25 protein-coding genes and 1 other RNA gene are annotated in these 21,447 nt (G+C 34.6%); 17 read left to right on the forward strand and 9 right to left on the reverse strand.

Translation table 11 applies throughout. The features are described from left to right. Positions 1 to 19: 19 nt before the first annotated feature. The 5 genes from udk to ACSSV5_RS04820 are packed head-to-tail and all read left to right on the forward strand — an operon-like array spanning position 20 to position 5,307. Positions 20 to 628: a uridine kinase gene (gene udk / locus ACSSV5_RS04800; RefSeq protein WP_211065949.1), complete on the forward strand. Its 609-nt coding sequence runs from the start codon at positions 20 to 22 to the stop codon at positions 626 to 628. 18 nt (positions 629 to 646) lie between these two features. Beyond that, positions 647 to 967, forward strand: coding sequence for a septum formation initiator family protein (locus ACSSV5_RS04805; RefSeq protein WP_211065948.1), 321 nt, complete (start codon positions 647 to 649; stop codon positions 965 to 967). A gap of 3 nt (positions 968 to 970) precedes the next feature. Continuing rightward, a complete protein-coding gene (locus ACSSV5_RS04810) occupies positions 971 to 2,269 on the forward strand; it encodes a methylmalonyl-CoA mutase family protein (protein WP_454244991.1) in 1,299 nt (432 codons plus the stop codon). 13 nt (positions 2,270 to 2,282) lie between these two features. Continuing rightward, positions 2,283 to 4,412, forward strand: coding sequence for a methylmalonyl-CoA mutase (scpA, locus tag ACSSV5_RS04815; RefSeq protein ID WP_454244992.1), 2,130 nt, complete (start codon positions 2,283 to 2,285; stop codon positions 4,410 to 4,412). Positions 4,413 to 4,425: 13 nt separating this feature from the next. Next, entirely contained in the window at positions 4,426 to 5,307 is an 882-nt protein-coding gene (locus ACSSV5_RS04820) for an SDR family oxidoreductase (RefSeq protein ID WP_454244993.1), read from the forward strand. On the opposite strand, the gene ACSSV5_RS04825 is transcribed toward ACSSV5_RS04820, so the two are convergent. Beyond that, positions 5,304 to 6,221 carry a glycerophosphodiester phosphodiesterase family protein gene (locus tag ACSSV5_RS04825; protein ID WP_454244994.1) on the reverse strand — a complete coding sequence of 306 codons (918 nt, stop codon included), beginning with the start codon at positions 6,219 to 6,221 and terminating at the stop codon, positions 5,304 to 5,306. The two genes, ACSSV5_RS04820 and ACSSV5_RS04825, sit on opposite strands and share 4 nt — an antisense overlap. Before the next feature lies 1 nt (position 6,222). Beyond that, positions 6,223 to 7,629 carry a class II fumarate hydratase gene (fumC, locus tag ACSSV5_RS04830; protein WP_454244995.1) on the reverse strand — a complete coding sequence of 469 codons (1,407 nt, stop codon included), beginning with the start codon at positions 7,627 to 7,629 and terminating at the stop codon, positions 6,223 to 6,225. Between the two features lie 155 nt (positions 7,630 to 7,784). Between fumC and ACSSV5_RS04835 the strand changes: the two genes are divergently transcribed. Next, positions 7,785 to 7,961, forward strand: a complete 177-nt coding sequence (locus ACSSV5_RS04835) for a hypothetical protein (RefSeq protein ID WP_211065944.1) — start codon at positions 7,785 to 7,787, stop codon at positions 7,959 to 7,961. A gap of 19 nt (positions 7,962 to 7,980) precedes the next feature. Next, positions 7,981 to 8,299: RNase P RNA component class A (rnpB, locus tag ACSSV5_RS04840), an RNA gene on the forward strand. Between the two features lies 1 nt (position 8,300). Here rnpB and ACSSV5_RS04845 read toward each other — a convergent pair. From ACSSV5_RS04845 to ACSSV5_RS04855, 3 genes are read right to left on the reverse strand one after another with little or no spacing between them, the layout of a single operon-like run. Further along, positions 8,301 to 8,837 carry an RsmD family RNA methyltransferase gene (locus ACSSV5_RS04845; RefSeq protein WP_454244996.1) on the reverse strand — a complete coding sequence of 179 codons (537 nt, stop codon included), beginning with the start codon at positions 8,835 to 8,837 and terminating at the stop codon, positions 8,301 to 8,303. A gap of 57 nt (positions 8,838 to 8,894) precedes the next feature. Next, positions 8,895 to 9,653 (reverse strand): DUF3822 family protein, encoded by a 759-nt coding sequence (locus ACSSV5_RS04850; RefSeq protein ID WP_454244997.1) that lies wholly within the window; start codon positions 9,651 to 9,653, stop codon positions 8,895 to 8,897. Next, positions 9,637 to 10,281, reverse strand: coding sequence for a hypothetical protein (locus ACSSV5_RS04855; protein WP_454244998.1), 645 nt, complete (start codon positions 10,279 to 10,281; stop codon positions 9,637 to 9,639). The genes ACSSV5_RS04850 and ACSSV5_RS04855 overlap by 17 nt, the downstream gene beginning before the upstream one ends. Before the next feature lie 125 nt (positions 10,282 to 10,406). On the opposite strand from ACSSV5_RS04855, the gene ACSSV5_RS04860 reads away from it, so the two are divergent. Next, entirely contained in the window at positions 10,407 to 11,831 is a 1,425-nt protein-coding gene (locus ACSSV5_RS04860; protein ID WP_211065940.1) for an ATP-dependent DNA helicase, read from the forward strand. A gap of 174 nt (positions 11,832 to 12,005) precedes the next feature. Here the strand turns inward: ACSSV5_RS04860 and ACSSV5_RS04865 are convergent, their stop codons facing one another. From ACSSV5_RS04865 to deoC, 4 genes are all read right to left on the reverse strand, one after another. Further along, a complete protein-coding gene (locus ACSSV5_RS04865) occupies positions 12,006 to 12,653 on the reverse strand; it encodes a rhomboid family intramembrane serine protease (protein WP_211065939.1) in 648 nt (215 codons plus the stop codon). Between the two features lie 291 nt (positions 12,654 to 12,944). Then, a complete protein-coding gene (locus tag ACSSV5_RS04870; RefSeq protein ID WP_454244999.1) occupies positions 12,945 to 13,733 on the reverse strand; it encodes a DUF1853 family protein in 789 nt (262 codons plus the stop codon). A gap of 50 nt (positions 13,734 to 13,783) precedes the next feature. Continuing rightward, a complete protein-coding gene (deoD, locus tag ACSSV5_RS04875) occupies positions 13,784 to 14,488 on the reverse strand; it encodes a purine-nucleoside phosphorylase (RefSeq protein ID WP_454245000.1) in 705 nt (234 codons plus the stop codon). Positions 14,489 to 14,492: 4 nt separating this feature from the next. Then, positions 14,493 to 15,149: a deoxyribose-phosphate aldolase gene (gene deoC, locus ACSSV5_RS04880; RefSeq protein WP_454245001.1), complete on the reverse strand. Its 657-nt coding sequence runs from the start codon at positions 15,147 to 15,149 to the stop codon at positions 14,493 to 14,495. 312 nt (positions 15,150 to 15,461) lie between these two features. On the opposite strand from deoC, the gene rpsL reads away from it, so the two are divergent. From rpsL to rpsS, 9 genes are read left to right on the forward strand one after another with little or no spacing between them, the layout of a single operon-like run. Continuing rightward, positions 15,462 to 15,836, forward strand: a complete 375-nt coding sequence (gene rpsL / locus ACSSV5_RS04885) for a 30S ribosomal protein S12 (protein ID WP_125087410.1) — start codon at positions 15,462 to 15,464, stop codon at positions 15,834 to 15,836. Positions 15,837 to 15,853: 17 nt separating this feature from the next. Next, positions 15,854 to 16,330 (forward strand): 30S ribosomal protein S7, encoded by a 477-nt coding sequence (rpsG, locus tag ACSSV5_RS04890; protein ID WP_454245002.1) that lies wholly within the window; start codon positions 15,854 to 15,856, stop codon positions 16,328 to 16,330. Positions 16,331 to 16,336: 6 nt separating this feature from the next. Then, a complete protein-coding gene (fusA, locus tag ACSSV5_RS04895; RefSeq protein WP_454245003.1) occupies positions 16,337 to 18,451 on the forward strand; it encodes an elongation factor G in 2,115 nt (704 codons plus the stop codon). 10 nt (positions 18,452 to 18,461) lie between these two features. Beyond that, on the forward strand, positions 18,462 to 18,767 hold the full coding sequence (gene rpsJ / locus ACSSV5_RS04900; protein ID WP_125087413.1) for a 30S ribosomal protein S10: 306 nt from the start codon (positions 18,462 to 18,464) through the stop codon (positions 18,765 to 18,767). Positions 18,768 to 18,794: 27 nt separating this feature from the next. After that, complete coding sequence (gene rplC, locus ACSSV5_RS04905; protein WP_454245004.1) at positions 18,795 to 19,409, forward strand: 50S ribosomal protein L3; 615 nt, start codon at positions 18,795 to 18,797, stop codon at positions 19,407 to 19,409. After that, positions 19,409 to 20,038 (forward strand): 50S ribosomal protein L4, encoded by a 630-nt coding sequence (gene rplD, locus ACSSV5_RS04910; RefSeq protein ID WP_454245005.1) that lies wholly within the window; start codon positions 19,409 to 19,411, stop codon positions 20,036 to 20,038. The genes rplC and rplD overlap by 1 nt, the downstream gene beginning before the upstream one ends. 2 nt (positions 20,039 to 20,040) lie before the next feature. Beyond that, positions 20,041 to 20,331, forward strand: a complete 291-nt coding sequence (rplW, locus tag ACSSV5_RS04915) for a 50S ribosomal protein L23 (protein WP_211065933.1) — start codon at positions 20,041 to 20,043, stop codon at positions 20,329 to 20,331. A 9-nt stretch (positions 20,332 to 20,340) separates the two neighbouring features. Next, entirely contained in the window at positions 20,341 to 21,165 is an 825-nt protein-coding gene (gene rplB, locus ACSSV5_RS04920; RefSeq protein WP_211065932.1) for a 50S ribosomal protein L2, read from the forward strand. A 3-nt stretch (positions 21,166 to 21,168) separates the two neighbouring features. Then, positions 21,169 to 21,441: a 30S ribosomal protein S19 gene (gene rpsS / locus ACSSV5_RS04925; RefSeq protein ID WP_211065931.1), complete on the forward strand. Its 273-nt coding sequence runs from the start codon at positions 21,169 to 21,171 to the stop codon at positions 21,439 to 21,441. Positions 21,442 to 21,447 lie beyond the last annotated feature (6 nt).

Genomic DNA, 21,447 nt, shown 5'->3' on the forward strand with positions numbered 1-21,447 from the left:
TTTACACAAATTTTATCAAATGCTTACCATTGGAATTGCGGGTGGAACAGGAAGTGGCAAAACTACTGTTGTCAACCACATTTTAGACGAACTTCAACATGATGAAGTTGATGTGATTTATCAAGATTCTTATTACAAAGATACCTCGCATCTCAGCTTTGAAGAGCGAAAAAACATCAACTTTGATCACCCACAATCTATAGATTTTGAACTCTTAGTCAAACACCTCAAGACCCTGAAATCTGGACAACATGTTGAACAACCTATCTATTCATTCAAAACCCACAACCGAACAGGTCAAACCAAAACCACTCAACCCCGAAAAGTGATGATTGTTGAAGGAATTTTAATCCTAACCAATCCTGCTATTCGCGAAATGTTGGATATCAAAATTTATGTCCAAACCGATTCGGATGAACGCCTTATTAGACGACTTAAAAGAGATATTGCAGAACGCGGTAGAAATCTTGACGAAGTTTTAGATCGATACCAAAATACCCTAAAACCAATGCATATTGAATTTATCCAGCCAACAAAGGAGTTTGCAGACATTATTATTCCTAACAATAAATACAATAATGTTGCGGTTGAAATTGTTCAAACTATTATCAAAGAACGTCTCATCTAATTTTGTATCTTTATCCATATGAAGTGGAAAAGCCTAAAACAAAAAACTTGGTTTAAAATCCTGACCAATAGATACATTTTTGTATTACTTGTATTTACGGTATGGATGCTGTTTTTTGATACCAATTCTTGGCTAACTCACCAAAAATTAAACGATGAAATCAATGAGATTGAAAACAATATCAACTACTACAAATCTGAAATTGAAAAGGATAAAAAAACTTTAAAAACCTTAAAAGATTCTGTAGAAATTGAAAAATTTGCCAGAGAAACTTATTTTATGAAACGTGAAAACGAAGACGTATTTATCATCAAATATGAAGACAGTCTAAATAAATAAATTATGCCAAAACAACTTTTTGAAGAATTTAAGCCTGTATCTGAAAAAACTTGGAAACAAAAAATTCAAGCTGACCTCAAAGGAAAAGATTACAACCAAACAATGTTGACTTCAACTGACGAAGGCATTGATATCAAACCTTTTTATCATCAAGATTCGCATCAAAAACTCATTATTCCTTCTCCTCAACAATGGTTGATTACTGAAAAAACTGATGATTTAGAAAATTTAGACCAATTCAAATCAAAAGGTGCTGAAGCGTTTTGGATAAAATCAGACCAATTACCTGAAAATATAAGCAATCTAAACTTGCCATTAATATTAGAAATTGACCAACCTGAGCAATTTAATTTTGAATCCCAAAAAAATTTAATCTACAAATTTGATCCTATTCACCATTTAGCACAAACAGGAAATTGGTTAAAAAGTCAAGACAAAGATTTTAGTTTACTTCAAAATTTTGTTGAAAAATCGAGCAGTTTAAATATTGATTCTCGACTATACCACAACTCAGGTGCCAATATCACACAACAACTCGCCTACTCTATCGCTCACCTCAACAGCTATTTTAAAGCATTGGATTTTAGTGAAATTCAAACTTTAAAACTTTATATCTTTTGTGGTATTGGACCAAATTATTTTTTTGAAATAGCAAAACTGAAGGCTTTAAGAGTTTTAGTAAACAGCATTTGCAAATACAAAAATATCAAATACAAACTCAAAATAATTTCTGAACCTGGACAACATCACATGAGCATTTACGACTATAATGTCAATTTGCTCAGAACAACTACAGAATGTATGAGTGCAATTCTTGGTGGAAGCGATTTGGTCTGCAACACCACTTATGACAAGATTTTTAAAAACAACAACGAATTTAGCCAACGCATTGCGAGAAATCAACTCTTGATTCTTAAAAATGAAAGTTATTTTGACAAAGTTAGCAATCCTTCAGACGGCAGTTATTATGTTGATTATCTGACGAATGCCTTATCAGAAAAAGCTTTAGAACTCTTTAAATCTATAGAAAAATCTAATGGATTTATCCAACAATTATTTGATGGAAAAATACAAGAAAAAATTGACCAACAATTTTCAAAATCTTTAGAACAATTTAAAAATAAAAAATTAAAACTCGTTGGCGTGAACGTTTTTGAAAATGAAGACGACAAAATGAAAGAACAATTAGAAAAAAATATATTTCCAACAAAACACAAACGCAAAACCCTTTTAAAACCTATCACAAAACGTCGTATTGCAGAACAACTAGAACAACAAAGACTTTCTCAAGAAAACATTTAAAGACAGCTTGATTATGGCAAAAGATATCAACAACATAAAACTCAATTTCGATTTTGATGAGACCTCAAAGTCTGATGAAAAATTTTTGACGAATGAAAAAATTGAAATTAAAAATCGATATACTCAAAATGATATTCAATCGCTTGAGCATCTAAATTTTGCAGCTGGTATTCCACCCTATTTGCGTGGCCCATATTCCAGTATGTATGTTGGTCGTCCGTGGACAATTCGCCAATATGCGGGCTTTTCAACAGCCGAAGAAAGCAATGCTTTTTATCGCCGCAACCTTAAAGCCGGTCAAAAAGGACTTTCTGTGGCATTTGATTTACCAACACATCGCGGTTACGATAGCGATCACGAACGCGTAGTAGGCGATGTCGGTAAAGCTGGCGTAGCCATTGACAGCATTGAAGACATGAAAGTCTTATTTGATCAAATTCCTTTAGACCAAATGTCCGTTTCAATGACTATGAATGGGGCAGTTTTGCCCATAATGGCATTTTACATTGCTACAGCCCATGAAACAGGCGTAAAATCTGAACAACTCTCTGGCACCATTCAAAACGATATTCTAAAAGAATTTATGGTGCGCAACACCTATATTTATCCGCCAACGCCATCAATGAAAATCATTGCCGATATTTTTGAATACACCTCTCAAAATATGCCAAGATTTAATAGCATTAGTATTTCAGGCTACCATATGCAAGAAGCCGGTGCTACAGCCGATATTGAATTGGCTTACACGCTTGCCGATGGTTTAGAATACATCAAAACAGGCTTAGATGCAGGAATGGATATTGATAGTTTTGCACCAAGATTGTCATTTTTTTGGGGCATTGGTATGAATCATTTTATGGAAATCGCCAAAATGAGAGCTGCCAGAATGCTCTGGGCAAAGTTGGTCAAACAATTTAATCCTAAAAATCCAAAGTCTTTAGCTTTAAGAACGCATTGCCAAACCAGTGGCTATTCACTCACAGAACAAGACCCGTTTAACAATGTTGCGAGAACTTGTATTGAAGCTACAGCTGCAGCTTTTGGCGGTACACAAAGTTTACATACCAACGCTTTAGATGAAGCCATTGCTTTACCCACAGATTTTTCTGCACGTATAGCGAGAAACACGCAAATCTATTTACAAGAAGAAACCCAAATTACAAAAACCGTCGATCCTTGGGCTGGTAGTTATTACGTTGAAAAATTGACTGACGACATCGCCAAACGTGCTTGGAAACACCTTGAAGAAATTAAGTCTCTTGGCGGAATGACCAAAGCCATTGAAAAAGGTATTCCCAAATTGCGTATAGAACAAGCTGCCGCTAAAAAACAAGCCAAGATTGATTCAGGTCAAGACAAAATTATAGGGGTTAACAGTTATCGTCTCGACAAAGAAGACCCTATTGTAACCCTAGAAGTTGATAACCAAAAAGTAAGGTTGCAACAGATAGAAAAACTAAAAAAATTAAAAGCCGAAAGAGACGAAAAACAAGTGCAAAAAACACTTGAAAAACTCTATCAAACCGCAAAAAGCGGTCAAGGTAATTTGTTAGAAATTGCTGTGCAAGCGGCAAAACAAAGAGCAACCTTAGGAGAAATCAGCGATGCTTTAGAACGTGAATACGGAAGGCATCAAGCAGAAATTCAATCTTTTAGTGGCATTTATAGTAAAGAGATGAAAACAGATCAAACTTTTGAAAAAGCCAAACAATTGGCCGACAAATTTGCAGAACTTGAAGGTCGAAGACCTCGCATTATGATTGCCAAAATGGGACAAGACGGTCACGATAGAGGTGCAAAAGTTGTTGCAACAAGCTATGCCGACCTCGGTTTTGATGTCGATATTGGTCCACTGTTTCAAACCCCACAAGAAGCCGCCCAACAAGCCGTTGAAAATGACGTGCATGTGCTCGGCGTGTCTTCTCTTGCTGCAGGTCATAAAACCCTTGTTCCTGAAGTCATCAAAGCTCTTAAAGACTTAGGTCGAGAAGATATTATGGTGATTGTTGGTGGTGTGATTCCCTCAGCAGATTATGAATTTTTGTTTGATGCTGGTGCAGTTGCAGTTTTTGGTCCAGGAACCAAAATTAGCCAAGCTGCTATAGATTTATTAGAAATTCTTATAAAAACCATTCCCGACTAAATATAAACAAATTATGGCATATCAAGACAAAATGCTCAGAGATGATGCTCTCAAAGGAAAAAATTACGTCGTTACTGGCGGCGGTAGCGGACTCGGCAAATCTATGACTCGCTATCTGTTAGAACTCGGTGCTAAAGTAGTCATCACTTCACGAAATCTGGACAAATTAAAAAATACTGCCAAAGAACTTGAGGATGAAACAGGAAGCGAAGTCCTCGCTCTACAATGCGATGTTAGGGATTATGATGCCGTTTGTAAAATGAGAGATGATAGCATCAAGCATTTTGACCGTATTGATGGTTTGCTGAACAATGCTGCTGGAAATTTTATTTCACCTACTGAACGTTTGTCTGCCAATGCGTTTGATACCATTATTGATATTGTTTTAAAAGGTAGTAAAAACTGCACTTTAGCTTTTGGCAAAAAGTGGATAGAACTCAAAGAAAAACAAAAAGTGGTTTTAAATATTGTCACGACTTATGCTTGGACAGGTTCAGCTTATGTTGTGCCAAGTGCAACCGCCAAAGCTGGGGTTCTTGCTATGACGCGATCCTTAGCTGTTGAATGGGCTAAATATGGCATTCGGTTTAATGCCATTGCACCTGGACCTTTTCCTACTAAAGGTGCTTGGGACAGACTTTTACCTGGCGACCTCAAAGAAAAATTTGATTTATCCAAAAAAGTGCCTCTTCAGCGTGTTGGCAATCATCAAGAATTGGCTAATCTAGCAGCTTATCTTCTGTCTGATTTTGCAGAATATCTCAACGGTGAAGTGGTGACTATAGATGGTGGCGAATGGCTAAAAGGTGCGGGACAGTTTAACCTATTAGAACAAGTGCCAGAAGAACTATGGGATATGCTGGAGCAAATGATAAAAGCTAAAAAGAATGACTAATTAGAGCTTTGTAAAGCTTTTGCACGATTTGGATAATCAGTAATGAGACCATCAACGCCAAGTTCTAATAAGTTTTGCATATCGCTGATTTCGTTTACTGTCCATGGAATTACTTTGACACCACTGTTATGGGCTTGTTTAACATCTAAACTATCAAGGGTTTTAAAATATGGACTATAAATTTGTGGTGTTTTACCTAAATCTTGTAAATTCTCATAAAAGCTTCCATTTTCTACCAAATAAGCAGTAGAGATTTCGGGATAATGGTCAATAACATACCTCACAACACGCTTATCAAAACTTTGAATATTAATTTTATTTAAAGGAATCAATTCGTTTTTTATCGTTTTTATAACCAAATCTGCAAACACATCAGGTTTAGGATGATAAACACCATCGGTTTCTGGAGACGACTTAATTTCGATATTAAGTGAAACACGTGTTCCTTTTTTTTTCAGATTATCTGTTGTCATTTTGATAACCTCAGATAATAAAGGCTTATGAGTTTTGAGAGGTTTTTGCTCAGGAAAATTAGGATGTTGTAAACTTCCACAATCAAAGGTTTTTATGTCTTCATAATTCATCTTGTAAAGATTAAACTGAGATGAATCTGATATTTTTTGACCTTGAGCATTTAAACAAATCTCAGGGTTCATATAAGCATCATGTGAAACAACCACCATAGAATCTTTTGAAATCACAACATCAAGCTCTAAAGTATTCACTCCAATATCTATGGCTTTTTGAAAAGCTTGAAGACTATTTTCGGGCAAAATTCCTCTCGCTCCGCGATGACCTTGTAGGTCAAATTTATATGTTTTTAAAGCCATAGGTTTTGACGAATCAGTTTTTTTGCATGAGATTAAACTTTTGGCAAACCCCAGTAAAACAAATAAGATTAAAATATTTTTCATCCTAAAATGTTTTGCTCAAATCACCAATCATTTTTTCAGGTTTGACCCATTCGTCAAATTCTTCAGCTGTCAAATAACCGAGGTTAATAGCTGCTTCTTTAAGTGTTGAACCATCTTTATGGGCTTTGTTGGCAATTTCTGCGGCTTTGTAATAGCCTATTTTGGTGTTTAAAGCTGTTACTAACATCAGGCTATTGTTGAGCAGTTCATCAATGCGTTCTTGATTAGCTTCAATACCAATCACACAATTATCTGCAAAAGACATACAAGCATCGCCAATGAGTTCAGCACTTTGTAAAAGGTTTGCTGCCATAACAGGCTTAAACACATTGAGTTCAAATTGACCTTGCATACCACCGACGTTTACCGCAACATCATTTCCTATGACTTGAGCAGAAACCATAGTTAAAGCTTCACACTGTGTTGGATTTACTTTTCCAGGCATAATAGATGAACCAGGCTCGTTGGCTGGAATAATAATTTCGCCAATTCCACTGCGTGGACCAGAAGATAACATTCTAATATCATTTCCGATTTTATTCAATGAAACTGCGAGTTGTTTTAAAGCACCATGAGTTTCTACTAAAGCATCATGTGCTGCTAAGGCTTCAAATTTGTTTTGTGCGGTTTTAAATTCAAAACCAGTAAATTTTGAAATATATTCAGCGACTTTAACATCATATCCGTCTGGTGTATTTAATCCTGTTCCCACTGCAGTACCTCCTAAAGCTAACTCTTGTAAATGTGGTAGGGTGTTTTTTAATGCTTTTAATCCAAAGTCTAATTGAGCTACATAACCGCTAAACTCTTGACCTAAAGTTAAAGGTGTGGCATCCATAAAATGAGTTCGTCCTATTTTAACCACATTTTTAAGGTCTTTTGCTTTACGGTCTAAAGTATTTCGGAGATGTTGAACCCCAGGAATGGTGTTTTCTATAAGTTTTTTATAAATCGCAATATGCATTCCTGTAGGAAAAGTGTCATTAGAAGATTGAGATTTATTGACATCGTCATTAGGTTGTAAAGTTTTTTCACCTTCGCCTAAGGTTTTTCCTGTTATAATATGAGCACGATTGGCTATAACTTCGTTGACATTCATATTGCTTTGTGTGCCTGATCCCGTTTGCCAAATAACTAAAGGGAATTGGTCATCGTGTTGACCTTCTAAAATTTCATCACAAACTTGGGCGATTAAATCTCGTTTGTCTTCGCTCAAAACTCCTAATTCAGCATTGGTATAAGCTGCGGCTTTTTTGAGATAAGCAAAGCCATAAACTATATCTAAAGGCATAGATGCTTGTGGACCTATCTTAAAATTGTTACGTGAACGTTCTGTTTGTGCTCCCCAAAGTTTATCTTTTGGAACTTTGACTTCACCAATAGTATCTTTTTCTATTCTATATTTCATAATGCTGAGTTTTTGCTCCACAAATTTAACTAAAGTCGAGCTAAAAATTGAATTGAGAATATAAAATTATAAATTTTAATGCATTAAATTTTGTGTGCCTTTAAGATGTTTATATTAATTAAAAACATTTATATTTGTAACAAATTTTAGCAATTATGTTTGAGTTTGATCAATATCTTGGGTTTATTTTGTTTTTAACCATTCTTACTATAGGGTTTTGGTTATTAATTTTCTTAACTGCTATTTTGCCATATTGGATTAGCGGTTCTCTAAAAGAACGTTTAAGAGAGAACAAAAAACGCAAGCAAGAACAAGAGCAAGAATCGGCTTAATCTTTAGTTTCTTCACCATAAAACAAGCCGTCTTATCGCACTGACGATTAATGTCAGTAAGGAAAGTCCGGACACCATAGTGCAGCATAGCGGGTAACGCCCGTCATCTTGATAAATAATCAGGATTGGACAAGTGCAACAGAAAGCAAGTACAGTTAGGCTGTAGTGAAATCAGGTAAACTCTATGCGGTGCAATACCATGTAAACCAAGGCTTGAAAGTGGCACGCTTGATCTTGGAGGGTTGGTAGCTTGAGATTTAGAGCAATCTAAATTCTAGATAAATGATAAGATTCCGTCAAGGCGGAAACAGAATCCGGCTTATAGGCTTGTTTTATTTTTTAATAACTGAACCACGAAAACACTGAATGGCCATATTTGCGTTGTTCTTCAAAATTTGTATGCTCTGACAAATCAGTATGTTTTGAATGTTCAACAATTAAAATACCTTGTTTGGCGAGATGATTATAGTCTAAAACGGTATCAATTAAAGTATAAAATTCTTCTATGGTTAAATCATAAGGCGGATCGGCAAAGATGATATCATAAGTTTCATCTGATGTTTTCAAAAAGTGGATAACTTCTTGTGTTTTAATACTGATGTTTATATTAAGTTGTTCAGCAGTATAATCGATAAAATCGGTACAGCCTTTGTTTTGATCTACCGCAGTAATTTCCGTTGTTCCTCGAGAAGCAAATTCAAATGTAATGGAACCTATACCTGCAAATAAGTCCAAAACTTTTAGCCTATCGAGTTGGTATTTGTGATATAAAATATTAAACAAAGCCTCTTTAGCTCTATCTGTGGTAGGTCTTACGGGTAAATGTTTTGGAGCGTTTATTCTACGACTTTTAAATTGCCCTGAGATAATTCGCATGTTTGTTGGTGTTTAGCTTTAAGCTAATAGCTTTTACTTTAGTTATAAAAACAATAGTTAAACGATAAAAGCAGCAAGGTTTTTTTGCTTGCATTTTACATTCAATATGTATCGTTTAATAATTTCCAGCCAAGTTGTATCTTTTGAATCGTGATATAATTCTAATTGCATTTCACGTTGATTAAATTTTAGTTCTTCTACGCAAAATAAAACATAATACACCAAATCTAAGTCTGTTTCGTAATTAAAAGTATTGCACAATTTAAACTTTTGACCTTCTTGTGCTATAACATTGATGTGGCTTTTTTGGACATAAACCTTAAGCTGTTGAGCAGAATCAAAGGACTTCAGATAAGATTGTTTGATTAAAGCATTTGTAAAGTGTTCATATTCAAATTCTTCAACTTGGTCTAAAACGGCATTGTGATAATTCATCAATGGTATATAAACTTGGTAAGCATTGATTGATGGGATATGATCTGCAACAATCTGGTCTTCTTCAAACAATTTGACATTATATTTTAAATAATCTGCTTTGGCGTTGTCTTGATAATAATCTTCAGGTACTAAAGCGTAAAAAGCATTTGAAAAGGCCAACTTTAGCGTTTTAAATTCATAACTTTTTGTAATCTCATCAAAGCGTGTTTGAAATAAATTTAAACTTTTAGAATTTAAAACATCTGTTATGTCTTGTACCTCTAAAGACATAGATTGTTCGGGTTTATCGTGGTGTAAATAAAACAAAAATCCATCCTGACTGATCAAGATGGATAATTGTTTAAAATTATTAAAATCTGTATTACTCTTGTTTAACATAATTTATTGGCCAGTTTCCACTGGTTTTCACTTCATTCATAGAACCTACTTTTATATAAGCTCCATTTACCCCATCAACAGATATCGTTTGTTTTTCTTGAACAATCAAATCTGGATCAAGACCATCTAACACAACCGACTTATTAACCTTAGCTTCAAAGACAGGAACTTTATTTTTATTGACTGTGATGTATCCAGCATCCATTTCAAATTTGGCATTTTTAGTGGTTGGTACAATTTCTAATTTAGAATAGTCATAATTTTTAAATAAAGAATCTTTAACTTTTATAGTTCCAAGAGTGTCAATAACAACATCTTCAATCATTCTATCTACGCCATAAGTTTTGAGATATTCTTTATCAAGGTAAGTTGTATCTCGTCTTTGAGTCAAGACAAATTCAGCAGTGTCAACAAATCTTGTTAAACTGTCAAAAGTGCTTGTAAACTTGCCTGTTACTTCTCGATATGCCAACTGGGCTTTACGGATTTTATCCATTTTACTAATGACCTTAGCATAACGCTTTTCTTTTTCTTTATTAAACTCGACTGGACCGTAAATCGATTTGTAATTTAAATATACGAGTACCGCAATTGCTATCCATAAAACAATCTGAAAAACTACTTTCATAATTTATAATATAAGTTTTAGACTTGAGACAAATCTACAATTTTTTTTTAAATCAAAAAGATTTATACTTTAAATTCAATAATATTTCCTTAATTTGAAAAGTATTTCCTTTGAAAACATTGATTATGAAAGAAAACGAACTTTACAAAAATTTAATAAATGATTTTGCTTACTCTCCTACACCAGACCAAACTACAGCATTAAAGCATCTTTCAAAATTTTTAATCAATGAAAATAACGAACAAATATTTTTACTCAAAGGCTATGCTGGTACTGGAAAAACAACAATTATATCTACCGTTGTCAAAAATCTTTCCAAATTAAAATTAAAGGCTTCATTAATGGCTCCAACAGGAAGAGCGGCAAAAGTGATGAGCAACTACTCTAACAGACCAGCTCAAACCATGCATAAACGTATTTACTTTCCTCAAAAAAACAACAAAGGTGGCGTTAACTTTGTTCAAAAAGAAAACAAATTTAAAAACACGGTTTTTATTGTAGATGAAGCCTCAATGATTCCTGATTTTTCATCTGGAGATGACTTGTTTAGTGGCAATTCACTTCTTGACGATTTAATAGAATTTGTGTTTAGCGGTGAAAACTGTCGGTTGATACTAATTGGTGATACTGCACAATTACCTCCTGTTAAAGCTGAGCTTAGTCCTGCTTTAGATCAAGATATTTTAAGCACAAAATTTCATACAGAAGTTATTCATATTGAGCTTACAAAAGTGGTCAGACAACAACTTGACAGTGGCATTTTACGCAATGCAACAAATATGCGTAATGGGCTACAAAACGAATTTCCTGAACAATTTCAATTCAATTTAAAACAACAAAATGACCTTGTAAGATTGATTGACGGCTACGAAATTATGGATGCTATCAATACCGCTTATGAAAGTGATGGTCACGAAGAAACCGCTATTGTTGTGCGTTCTAACAAACGTGCCAATCAATACAATCAACAAATCAGGCAAAAAATTTTGATGCGCGAAGGCGAAATTGCCGTTGGTGATTTTTTGATGGTGGTCAAAAACAACTATTTTTGGGTTAAACCTACTTCTCAAGCTGGTTTTATCGCTAATGGTGATATTATAGAAATCCTTAAAATTAGAGGAATTTTTGATTTGTATGGTTTTCGATTTGCCAAAATTAAAGCCCAAATGGTTGATTATCCAGAGATGAATGCTTTTGAAACTGTGATTATTTTAGACACACTTGAAATGAATACGCCTTCTTTACCTTTTGAAGAATCTCAGAAGTTGTATCAAGAAGTGTTAAAAGACTATGCGGACATCAAATCAAAATACAAGCAATTTTTAAAAGTCAAAAACAACGAATTCTTTAATGCCTTACAAGTCAAATTCAGTTATGCGATGACCTGCCATAAATCGCAAGGTGGTCAATGGAATACCGTTTTTGTAGAACAACCCTATATGCCAGAAGGTCTTGATCAAAACAGCTTGAGATGGCTTTACACCGCATGTACACGTGCCAAAACAAAATTGTATTTAATCGGGTTTCAAAATCAGTTTTTTAAGGAATAAGTTTTGATTTTAGTATTGCCTATTGACATTTCTCTTGATAGAAAACTTTAAAAAATCAGAAATTGATACCTTTGATAATCGCTTTTTATGCAAAGGTCTTTAAATATTGAAATTACCTAAAATAGATTGTTAGCTTATTATAGTAGTAATCAGGTTAAATTAGAAACTTTCCATTTAAAGTTTACCCATTTTTTTCAACACAAAAAGCAAAACAATAGGAATTGTTAACAGGACAACCATCAAAAAATGTTCGGTTAATACCCAAGGAGAAAGGATTATTGTAATAAAAAATCCACCCATGGCACCGCCAAAATGGGCATCATGTCCGATATTGTCTTGACCGCGTTTCATAGCCCAAATGGAGTATAATAAATAGCCAATCCCAAATACATAAGCAGGCAATGGAATAAAAAAAAACAAACCTAACATCATATCAGGTCTTAACAAAATTGAAGCATACAAAACTCCAACTACTGCTCCACTTGCACCAACAGCTGTATATTGAGGCTCGTCTTTATGAAAATACAAAGACAACATATTTCCGAGCAATAAACTTCCAAAATACACCCCTAAAAAACCCGTTACACCAAGATATGCAATAACAGAATTGGCAAAGAAATATAAGGTCAACATATTTACTAACAGATGAGTCGTATTGATATGTAAGAAAGCAGAAGTCAAAACACGTAAATACTCGCCTTGTTGAATAGCACCTATTTTGAAACAATATTTATGAAAAAACAAATCATCATTAAAGCCTTTGAATGACAACAAAACATTCGCAATAATGATGAAAATAGTAACTGTAGAGATATCTTGCATAAACCTAAATCTTCAGAATGCCAAATATACATATCTTTGTAGCAAAATAAAGCCTTGTCCAATTATTATATGTTTTATTTAAGGCTGTGACATTATTGCCTTTTAGGATTATTGACATTATTTCAGATTTCTTTTATTTCATTACATACTATGCTTTTGGTTATCAAAAAAAGGAGCCTTAAAAAAAATTAAACTCACGTGAGTTTAATTTACAGAAAGCTTTAAATCAGATGATTACATCTTTTTTTTGGCAAATTTTGTCATTTCGAACGAAGAATGAGGATAACCTAATTACCACCAAACCACAACATCTTCAAAAAACTCGTCGGTTTTAGTTTTTCGCCAAATCATTTGAGAACGCTTTTCTTTTATACTTGGTTTTAAAATGTTTTGGGCTTTTTTAAAATCATACCATTGAGTGTTAGTTTCAGGTTGACATAGCCATTCGTGTTTTTGTGGCACGTAAAACAACATCTCTGAAAATTTAAATTTTTTAAAAACTTCATTATTGTAATATTTGCCTTTGACGCATGCAGAATTTAAGTGATTTAGATTAAAGTTTTTGAATTCAAACGGTAAATATAATTTGGCTTTGTAACAAATTTTCGTTTCTACTGATGCTACGTCAATGTTCAACTTTTTGAGTAGTTGTTGTGTTTGTGGTTTTTTACAAATTTGTAATTGATGGGTTTTGAGTTTTTCAATTTTATAATCTAATCTGTCTTTTAAATTTGGTCCAATCCAATTGTCAAGGTTATTAAAGTTTTCTTTTCCTGTAAAGACATAGAATTTGCAAATCAATTCTAAGTGAATCCATTTGTTTTCTTGATGGTCATAAAACAAAAAATCTAATTCGCCTAAGGTGGTTTTGTTATCCTGAATTTGCAAGCTATGATAAATGGGATGGTAATTTTTATTTTGCTCTAAATAAGCTTTCATAAAATATTCAGCACGTTTGCCGAGATATTTATGTTTGTTTAAAGCTTTAAAATCAATATCATCAAATTCGATAGTTTTGAAATCATTGGTTTCAAAAGATGGGATAGAAAAAACCTGTGAATTTGAAAACAGATTAGGCATTTTCAAAAATCCTATAAACTGATTGTAAAGTGATTTGTTCTCAAGAGGTTTCAATTGATAATAGTGTCTAAAGCAATTTGTATCATATCGCTAAAACTCTGCTCTCGTTCTTCTGCAGAAGTACGCGAGCCATTAATCAAAGAGTCTGAAATGGTCAATATTCCTAAAGCTTTGAGTCCATATTTTGCAGCTATAGTATAGAGTGCAGTAACTTCCATTTCAACACATAGCACGTTGTGTTGTGCCCAAACTTTGTAATAATCTTTATTGTCAGCGTAAAAAATGTCAGAAGAAAATACATTGCCTGCGTGAAAATTGATATGATGCGATTTTGCATAATCTACTGCTTTCTGAAAAAGTTCAAAATTGGCAGTTGGTGCGTAATCTTCATCATTAAATCGTTGTTTGTTGAAAGATGAATTGGTAGAAGCTGACATTGCTATAACCACATCTCTCAATTTGACATTGTTTTGAAGCGAGCCAGCACTACCAACTCTGATAAGAGATTTAACGTCATAGTCATTGATCAATTCTTCTATATAGATACTTGCAGATGGCATTCCCATTCCAGTACCTTGAACGGAAATTGGTTGACCTTTATAATGTCCTGTGTATCCAAACATATTTCTTATGGTATTGTAGCAAACAGGTTTTTCTAAAAAGGTTTCAGCAATCCATTTGGCACGCAAAGGATCACCAGGCAATAATACTTTGTCTGAAATATCGCCTCTTTTGGCGTTGAGGTGTACACTCATAATTTTAGTAAGTTTTGGTTGAATTTTTGCCTTTAACAATTTCAACACCCGAAGATGTCCCGAGTCGAGTAACGCCCAAATCGATATAGGCTTTGGCAGTTTTGTAATCTCTAATACCACCTGAAGCTTTGATTTGGACTTGACTTGAAATATTGGCTTTCATAAGTTGCACGGCTTCTAAAGTTGCACCGTGATTACCAAATCCTGTTGAAGTTTTAATGAAATCCGCATTAGCATTAGAGACGATTTGGCTGATTTTAACGATTTCATCATCGGTTAATAAACTGATTTCGACAATAACCTTTAAGATATGATTCTCAATTGCTTTTTTAATAGTTGTAATTTCACTTTCAAGTTTGTCATAAAATTTATCTTTAAGCCAACTGATGTTGATGACCATATCAATTTCATCAGCACCATTTTTAATAGCGTCTTGTGCTTCAAAAACTTTGGTCGCCGTGGTGTTTGCACCCAGTGGAAAACCAATTACGGTGCAGACTTTTACAGTAGAATTATTTAACTGTTGTTTTGCTATTTCAACATAATCTGGATGAACACAAACGGATGCAAAGTTGTATGTTTTGGCTTCTTTACATAAGGTTTTAATTTGATTTTCAGTGGCTTCAGGTTTTAATAAAGTATGATCTATGTAGGTATTCATTGAATATTATAAATTTTGGATAAATATATGATTTTTTTTGAGAGTTGAGCTTTGTTTTGGTAAAGCAATACAGGTTGATAATCACGCTTAATTTAGAATATAGCACAAAAGACTATGAATAGAAACAACATCTTCAGCACAGGCAGGAATATAATATATAGCTGGTTAAAGCCGTATAATTACAAAGCTTTTAAAAGTCAGAATATTAAATTTTAAGAATATTTTGATTTAGTTAGAAGTTTGGTTTGTTTAGTAAAAATATATTTCTACATTTGCAAACCCGAAAAAACAGGGTAATTTTTATTTAATATTATGCCAACAATTTCACAATTAGTAAGAAAAGGAAGAAAGACCACTACTAAGAAGAGTAAATCGGCTGCTTTGGACTCTTGTCCTCAACGTCGTGGCGTATGTACGCGTGTTTACACAACAACACCAAAAAAACCAAACTCAGCAATGCGTAAAGTTGCTCGTGTGAGGTTAACCAATGGTAAGGAAGTGAACGCCTACATTCCCGGCGAAGGACACAATCTTCAAGAGCACTCGATAGTATTAGTAAGAGGTGGAAGAGTAAAAGATTTACCTGGTGTTAGGTATCACATCGTAAGAGGTGCACTTGATACAGCAGGTGTAGAAGGAAGACTGCAACGCCGTTCTAAGTATGGTGCAAAACGTCCAAAAAAATAATTAAATCTTAAGAAGACATGAGAAAAAGATTAGCCAAAAAACGTTCCATCATACCCGATCCAAAATTTCATGACCCATTGGTCACACGTTTTGTGAATATGCTGATGTGGGACGGCAAAAAATCTGTGGCTTTTGATATTTTTTATCAAGCTATTGATATTGTTGAAGAAAAAAAACAAGATGAAGAGAAGACAGCTTTAGATCTTTGGAAAGACGCATTATCTAATATAATGCCTCACGTAGAAGTTAGAAGCCGTCGTGTTGGTGGTGCAACATTTCAAATACCAACACCAATTAGACCTGACCGTAAGGTGTCAACTGCCATGAAATGGTTGATACTTTTCGCAAGAAAACGCAACGAAAAATCTATGCCAGCTAAATTGGCTGCAGAAATACTTGCTGCTGCTAAAGAAGAAGGTGCAGCTGTTAAGAAACGTGTAGATACTCATAAAATGGCAGAAGCTAATAAAGCATTTTCACACTTTAGATTCTAATATAAAATGGCACAAAGAGATTTAAAATATACAAGAAACATCGGTATTGCAGCTCACATTGATGCTGGCAAAACAACAACTACCGAAAGAATATTATACTATACAGGTATTTCACACAAAATTGGTGAAGTTCACGATGGTGCAGCGACTATGGACTGGATGGAGCAAGAGCAAGAGCGTGGTATTACAATTACTTCTGCTGCTACGCATTGTACCTGGCCGTATAGAGATCACGAATATATTGTAAACATTATTGACACACCAGGTCACGTTGACTTTACCGTTGAGGTAGAGCGTTCATTGCGTGTTTTAGATGGTGTTGTTGCACTTTTTAGTGCAGTTGATGGTGTTGAGCCACAATCTGAAACCGTTTGGAGACAGGCTGATAAATATAAAGTACCGCGTCTTGGTTTTGTCAATAAAATGGACAGACAAGGTGCTGACTTCTTTATGGTTTGTAAGCAAGTTAAGGAAATGCTGGGTGGCAATCCTGTTCCGCTTCAAGTTCCAATCGGTGACGAGATTGATTTTAAAGGTGTAGTAGATTTAATATCTAAAAAAGCTATCATCTGGAACGATGAAGATATGGGAATGACTTATGAAGTGGTTGATATTCCTGCTGAACTTCAAGAAACTGTTGATAAATACAGAGCTGAATTAGTAGAAGCTGTAGCTGAATATGATGAGGAGTTGATGGAAAAATTCTTTGAAGATGAAAACTCTATCACAGAAGATGAAATCATCGCTGCTTTACGTGCCGCTACAATAGATATGTCTATCATCCCAATGATGTGTGGTTCTGCCTTTAAAAACAAAGGTGTACAAGCTATGCTTGACGCAGTAATGCGTTACTTACCATCACCTGTAGATGTTGAAGCTATTGAAGGCACTAATCCTGAAACCAATGAAGTAGAAAGCAGAAAACCAAACGTTGAATCTCCATTTGCAGCTTTAGCATTTAAAATTGCTACAGATCCATTTGTTGGTCGTTTGGCGTTTTTTAGAACTTATTCTGGTACACTTGATGCGGGTTCTTATGTCCTAAATACACGTTCTGGTAAAAAAGAACGCATCTCAAGAATGTATCAAATGCACTCAAACAAACAAGAGCCTATCGATAAAATTGAAGCAGGTGATATTGGTGCTGCTGTTGGTTTTAAAGATATTAAAACTGGAGATACACTTACAGACTTAAATCACCCCATCGTTTTAGAATCGATGACTTTTCCTGCACCAGTCATCGGTATTGCAGTTGAGCCAAAAACTAAAGCCGATGTTGAAAAAATGGGTGTTGCCCTATCTAAACTGGCTGAAGAAGATCCAACATTTGTTGTAAAAACCGATGAAGCTTCAGGTCAAACTATTATTTCTGGAATGGGTGAACTTCACCTCGATATTTTAATTGATAGAATGAAGCGTGAGTTTAAAGTTGAAGTCAACGTTGGTGAACCACAAGTAGAATACAAAGAAGCTGTTAAGAAAACCGCTCAACACAGAGAAGTTTACAAAAAACAATCTGGTGGTCGTGGTAAATTTGCTGATATAGTTTTTGAAATGGGTCCTGTTGATGAAGACTTTGAAAAAGAAGGACTTCAATTTGTTGACGAAATCAAAGGTGGTCGTGTTCCTAAAGAATTTATACCATCGGTTCAAAAAGGTTTTGAAGAAGCAATGAAAAATGGCCCTTTAGCAGGCTTCCAAATGGATAGCCTAAAAGTAACCTTAAAAGATGGATCATTCCACCCTGTGGATTCTGATCAATTGTCTTTTGAACTTGCTGCTAAACTAGGTTTCAAATCTGCAGCAAAATCTGCAGGAGCTGTAATCCTTGAACCAATGATGAAAGTTGAAGTAGTTACCCCTGAAGAAAACATGGGTGATATTGTTGGCGACCTCAACAAACGTCGCGGACAAGTCAATGATATGTTTGATCGTGCTGGTGCTAAAGTTATTAAAGCCATTGTACCACTTTCTGAAATGTTTGGTTATGTAACGACCTTAAGAACGCTTTCTTCTGGTAGAGCAACTTCAACAATGGAATTTTCACACTATGAAGAAACACCATCTAACGTGTCTGAAGAAGTTATAGCTGCAGCTAAAGGAACCACAACTAACGAATAATTCTTGAACAATGAGTCAAAAAATTAGAATAAAGTTAAAATCATACGATCACAATTTAGTTGATAAATCAGCTGATAAGATTGTTAAAACGGTAAAAACCACTGGTGCTGTAGTTACAGGTCCAATACCACTTCCTACAAAGAAGAAGATATTTACTGTATTGCGTTCACCTCACGTCAATAAAAAAGCAAGAGAACAATTTCAATTAGATTCTTACAAGCGTTTGTTAGACATCTATAGTTCATCATCAAAAACAATTGATGCTCTGATGAAATTAGAATTGCCAAGTGGTGTTGAAGTCGAGATAAAAGTATAATCAATATTAAATTAAATCAATAAACAAATGTCTGGGTTATTAGGAAAAAAAATAGGTATGACCAGCTTATACGACGAGAACGGGAAAAACATTCCTTGCACTGTCATTCAAGCTGGACCATGCACAGTTACCCAAGTCAGAACCAATGAGGTTGACGGGTATGAAGCTCTTCAACTTGGTTTCGATGACAAGACAGAAAAAAGCTCAACCATGGCCGAAAAAGGCCATTTTAAAAAAGCGGGCTCATCTGTAAAACGTAAAGTTGTCGAATTCCAAGATTATGAAGGCGATTTTAAATTAGGAGATCAGATTACAGTTGACATCTTTAAAGAAGGTGAATTTGTAGATGTATCTGGTATAACTAAAGGAAAAGGATTTCAAGGCGTTGTAAAACGTCACGGCTTTAGTGGTTCAGAACGAACTCACGGTCAGCAAAGCATGTTGAGAGCTCCTGGTTCTGTTGGTGCAGCTTCTTATCCTGCTAGAATTTTCAAAGGAATGAGAATGGCTGGACAGATGGGAAATAAAAAAGTAAAAGTTACTAACCTTAAAGTGTTAAAAGTTGTAGAAGATAAAAATCTACTTGTGGTTAAAGGTTGCGTACCTGGCCATAAAAACACTTACCTAACAATTCAGAAATAATGAAAGTAGAGGTATTAGACATAAAAGGAAAAGAAACGGGTAAAACGGTTAACCTTTCTAAAGATGTTTTTGGCATTGAGCCAAACGAGCACGCGGTTTATCTTGATGTTAAGCAACATCTCGCCAGCAAGAGACAAGGTACACATAAAGCTAAAGAAAGAGCCGATATAAAAGGAAGTACTCGAAAAATTAAAAAACAAAAAGGAACTGGTACTGCACGAGCTGGAAGTATTAAATCACCCATATTTAAAGGTGGTGGTCGTGTATTCGGTCCTCGCCCTAGAAATTATCGCTTTAAATTAAACAAAAAATTAAAACGTTTAGCTAGAGCTTCAGCTTTGTCACAAAAAGCCAATGATAATGAACTATTAGTTGTTGAAAACTTTACTTTTGACAGTCCAAAAACCAAAGAATTTTTAAAAGTTTTAGAAAATTTAAAACTTGACGATAAAAAATCGGTTTTTGTGTTTGCAGATGCAAATAATAATGTATATTTGTCGTCCCGTAATTTGAAAAGACATAAGGTCTTAACAGCTTCAGAATTAAATACTTACAGAATTTTAAACAATGATGTTTTAGTATTATCTGAGTCGGTAATTGAATATTTAGAACAAAACTTGAGTCAATAGCTATGAGTATTTTAATCAAACCTATTATAACAGAAAAAGCTACAGAAGATAGTGAGTTAAACAACCGCTTCTCTTTTTTTGTAGATAATAAAGCCAACAAAATCCAAATCAAAGATGCTGTTGAAAATGCTTATGGAGTTACAGTTGACAAAGTAAGAACGATGAATATTAAACCAACAGTGAAAACAAAGTACACTAAAACAGGAATGGTAACAGGTAAGACTGATGCTCTAAAAAAAGCAATCATTCAAGTTGCCGATGGTGATACTATTGATTTATACAGTAATCTTTAATTTTAAGACATGCCTGTAAAAAAACTAAAACCAATAACGCCAGGTCAGCGATTTAAAGTTGTAAGTGGGTTCGACGCCATAACAACTGATAAGCCGGAAAAGTCTTTGCTTGCTCCGATAAAAAAATCTGGTGGTCGAAACAACCAAGGAAAAATGACAATGCGCTACCGTGGTGGTGGTCATAAAAGACGTTACAGAATTATCGATTTCAAAAGAAATAAAACCGATATGCCTGCAACAGTTAAGTCAATAGAATATGACCCTAACCGAACAGCATATATAGCATTGATTCAATATAAAGACGGAGAAAAAAGCTATATCATAGCTCCAAGTGGATTAAAAGTTGGACAAATCGTTCAATCTGGTGATACAGCATCTGCCGATATTGGTAATGCTTTACCTTTATCTAAAATACCATTTGGCTCTATCATTTCGTGTATTGAATTAGTACCAGGCAATGGAGCTGTAATGGTCAGAAGTGCAGGAACATTTGCTCAATTAACAGCTAAAGAAGGTAAATATGTAACCATCAAATTGCCATCAGGTGAAACAAGATTAGTTCTATCTGATTGTAAAGCAATGATTGGTGCAGTTTCTAATAGCGATCATCAATTATTGATATCAGGTAAAGCTGGTAGAAGTCGTTGGTTAGGCAGAAGACCTAGAACCAGACCAGTTGTGATGAACCCAGTTGATCACCCAATGGGTGGTGGTGAAGGAAGAGCTTCAGGTGGTCATCCAAGATCGCGTAAAGGCATTCCTGCTAAAGGTTTTAAAACAAGATCTTTAACAAAATCGAGTAACAAACATATTTTAGAACGTAAAAAGAAATAAAACATGGCTAGATCACTAAAAAAAGGACCTTACGTTCACTATAAATTAGAGAGAAAAGTGGCTCAAAATGTTGAGTCTGGCAAAAAGTCAGTTATTAAAACTTGGTCAAGAGCATCAATGATTACACCAGATTTTGTTGGTCAAACCATCGGTGTTCACAATGGGAAACAATTTGTACCTGTTTTTATAACTGAAAATATGGTAGGTCATAAATTAGGTGAATTTTCACCAACTCGTACATTTAGAGGACATACCTCAGCTAAAAACAAAAAGTAATAATAG

The organism is Psychroflexus sp. MBR-150 (assembly GCF_053628795.1).

Bases quoted from the DNA above. Each gene is read 5' to 3' on its own strand.
- udk (WP_211065949.1), top strand. From the start codon at position 20: ATGCTTACCATTGGAATTGCGGGTGGAACAGGAAGTGGCAAAACTACT.
- ACSSV5_RS04805 (WP_211065948.1), top strand. From the start codon at position 647: ATGAAGTGGAAAAGCCTAAAACAAAAAACTTGGTTTAAAATCCTGACC.
- ACSSV5_RS04810 (WP_454244991.1), top strand. From the start codon at position 971: ATGCCAAAACAACTTTTTGAAGAATTTAAGCCTGTATCTGAAAAAACT.
- scpA (WP_454244992.1), top strand. From the start codon at position 2,283: ATGGCAAAAGATATCAACAACATAAAACTCAATTTCGATTTTGATGAG.
- ACSSV5_RS04820 (WP_454244993.1), top strand. From the start codon at position 4,426: ATGGCATATCAAGACAAAATGCTCAGAGATGATGCTCTCAAAGGAAAA.
- ACSSV5_RS04825 (WP_454244994.1), bottom strand. From the start codon at position 6,221: ATGAAAAATATTTTAATCTTATTTGTTTTACTGGGGTTTGCCAAAAGT.
- fumC (WP_454244995.1), bottom strand. From the start codon at position 7,629: ATGAAATATAGAATAGAAAAAGATACTATTGGTGAAGTCAAAGTTCCA.
- ACSSV5_RS04835 (WP_211065944.1), top strand. From the start codon at position 7,785: ATGTTTGAGTTTGATCAATATCTTGGGTTTATTTTGTTTTTAACCATT.
- ACSSV5_RS04845 (WP_454244996.1), bottom strand. From the start codon at position 8,837: ATGCGAATTATCTCAGGGCAATTTAAAAGTCGTAGAATAAACGCTCCA.
- ACSSV5_RS04850 (WP_454244997.1), bottom strand. From the start codon at position 9,653: ATGTTAAACAAGAGTAATACAGATTTTAATAATTTTAAACAATTATCC.
- ACSSV5_RS04855 (WP_454244998.1), bottom strand. From the start codon at position 10,281: ATGAAAGTAGTTTTTCAGATTGTTTTATGGATAGCAATTGCGGTACTC.
- ACSSV5_RS04860 (WP_211065940.1), top strand. From the start codon at position 10,407: ATGAAAGAAAACGAACTTTACAAAAATTTAATAAATGATTTTGCTTAC.
- ACSSV5_RS04865 (WP_211065939.1), bottom strand. From the start codon at position 12,653: ATGCAAGATATCTCTACAGTTACTATTTTCATCATTATTGCGAATGTT.
- ACSSV5_RS04870 (WP_454244999.1), bottom strand. From the start codon at position 13,733: ATGCCTAATCTGTTTTCAAATTCACAGGTTTTTTCTATCCCATCTTTT.
- deoD (WP_454245000.1), bottom strand. From the start codon at position 14,488: ATGAGTGTACACCTCAACGCCAAAAGAGGCGATATTTCAGACAAAGTA.
- deoC (WP_454245001.1), bottom strand. From the start codon at position 15,149: ATGAATACCTACATAGATCATACTTTATTAAAACCTGAAGCCACTGAA.
- rpsL (WP_125087410.1), top strand. From the start codon at position 15,462: ATGCCAACAATTTCACAATTAGTAAGAAAAGGAAGAAAGACCACTACT.
- rpsG (WP_454245002.1), top strand. From the start codon at position 15,854: ATGAGAAAAAGATTAGCCAAAAAACGTTCCATCATACCCGATCCAAAA.
- fusA (WP_454245003.1), top strand. From the start codon at position 16,337: ATGGCACAAAGAGATTTAAAATATACAAGAAACATCGGTATTGCAGCT.
- rpsJ (WP_125087413.1), top strand. From the start codon at position 18,462: ATGAGTCAAAAAATTAGAATAAAGTTAAAATCATACGATCACAATTTA.
- rplC (WP_454245004.1), top strand. From the start codon at position 18,795: ATGTCTGGGTTATTAGGAAAAAAAATAGGTATGACCAGCTTATACGAC.
- rplD (WP_454245005.1), top strand. From the start codon at position 19,409: ATGAAAGTAGAGGTATTAGACATAAAAGGAAAAGAAACGGGTAAAACG.
- rplW (WP_211065933.1), top strand. From the start codon at position 20,041: ATGAGTATTTTAATCAAACCTATTATAACAGAAAAAGCTACAGAAGAT.
- rplB (WP_211065932.1), top strand. From the start codon at position 20,341: ATGCCTGTAAAAAAACTAAAACCAATAACGCCAGGTCAGCGATTTAAA.
- rpsS (WP_211065931.1), top strand. From the start codon at position 21,169: ATGGCTAGATCACTAAAAAAAGGACCTTACGTTCACTATAAATTAGAG.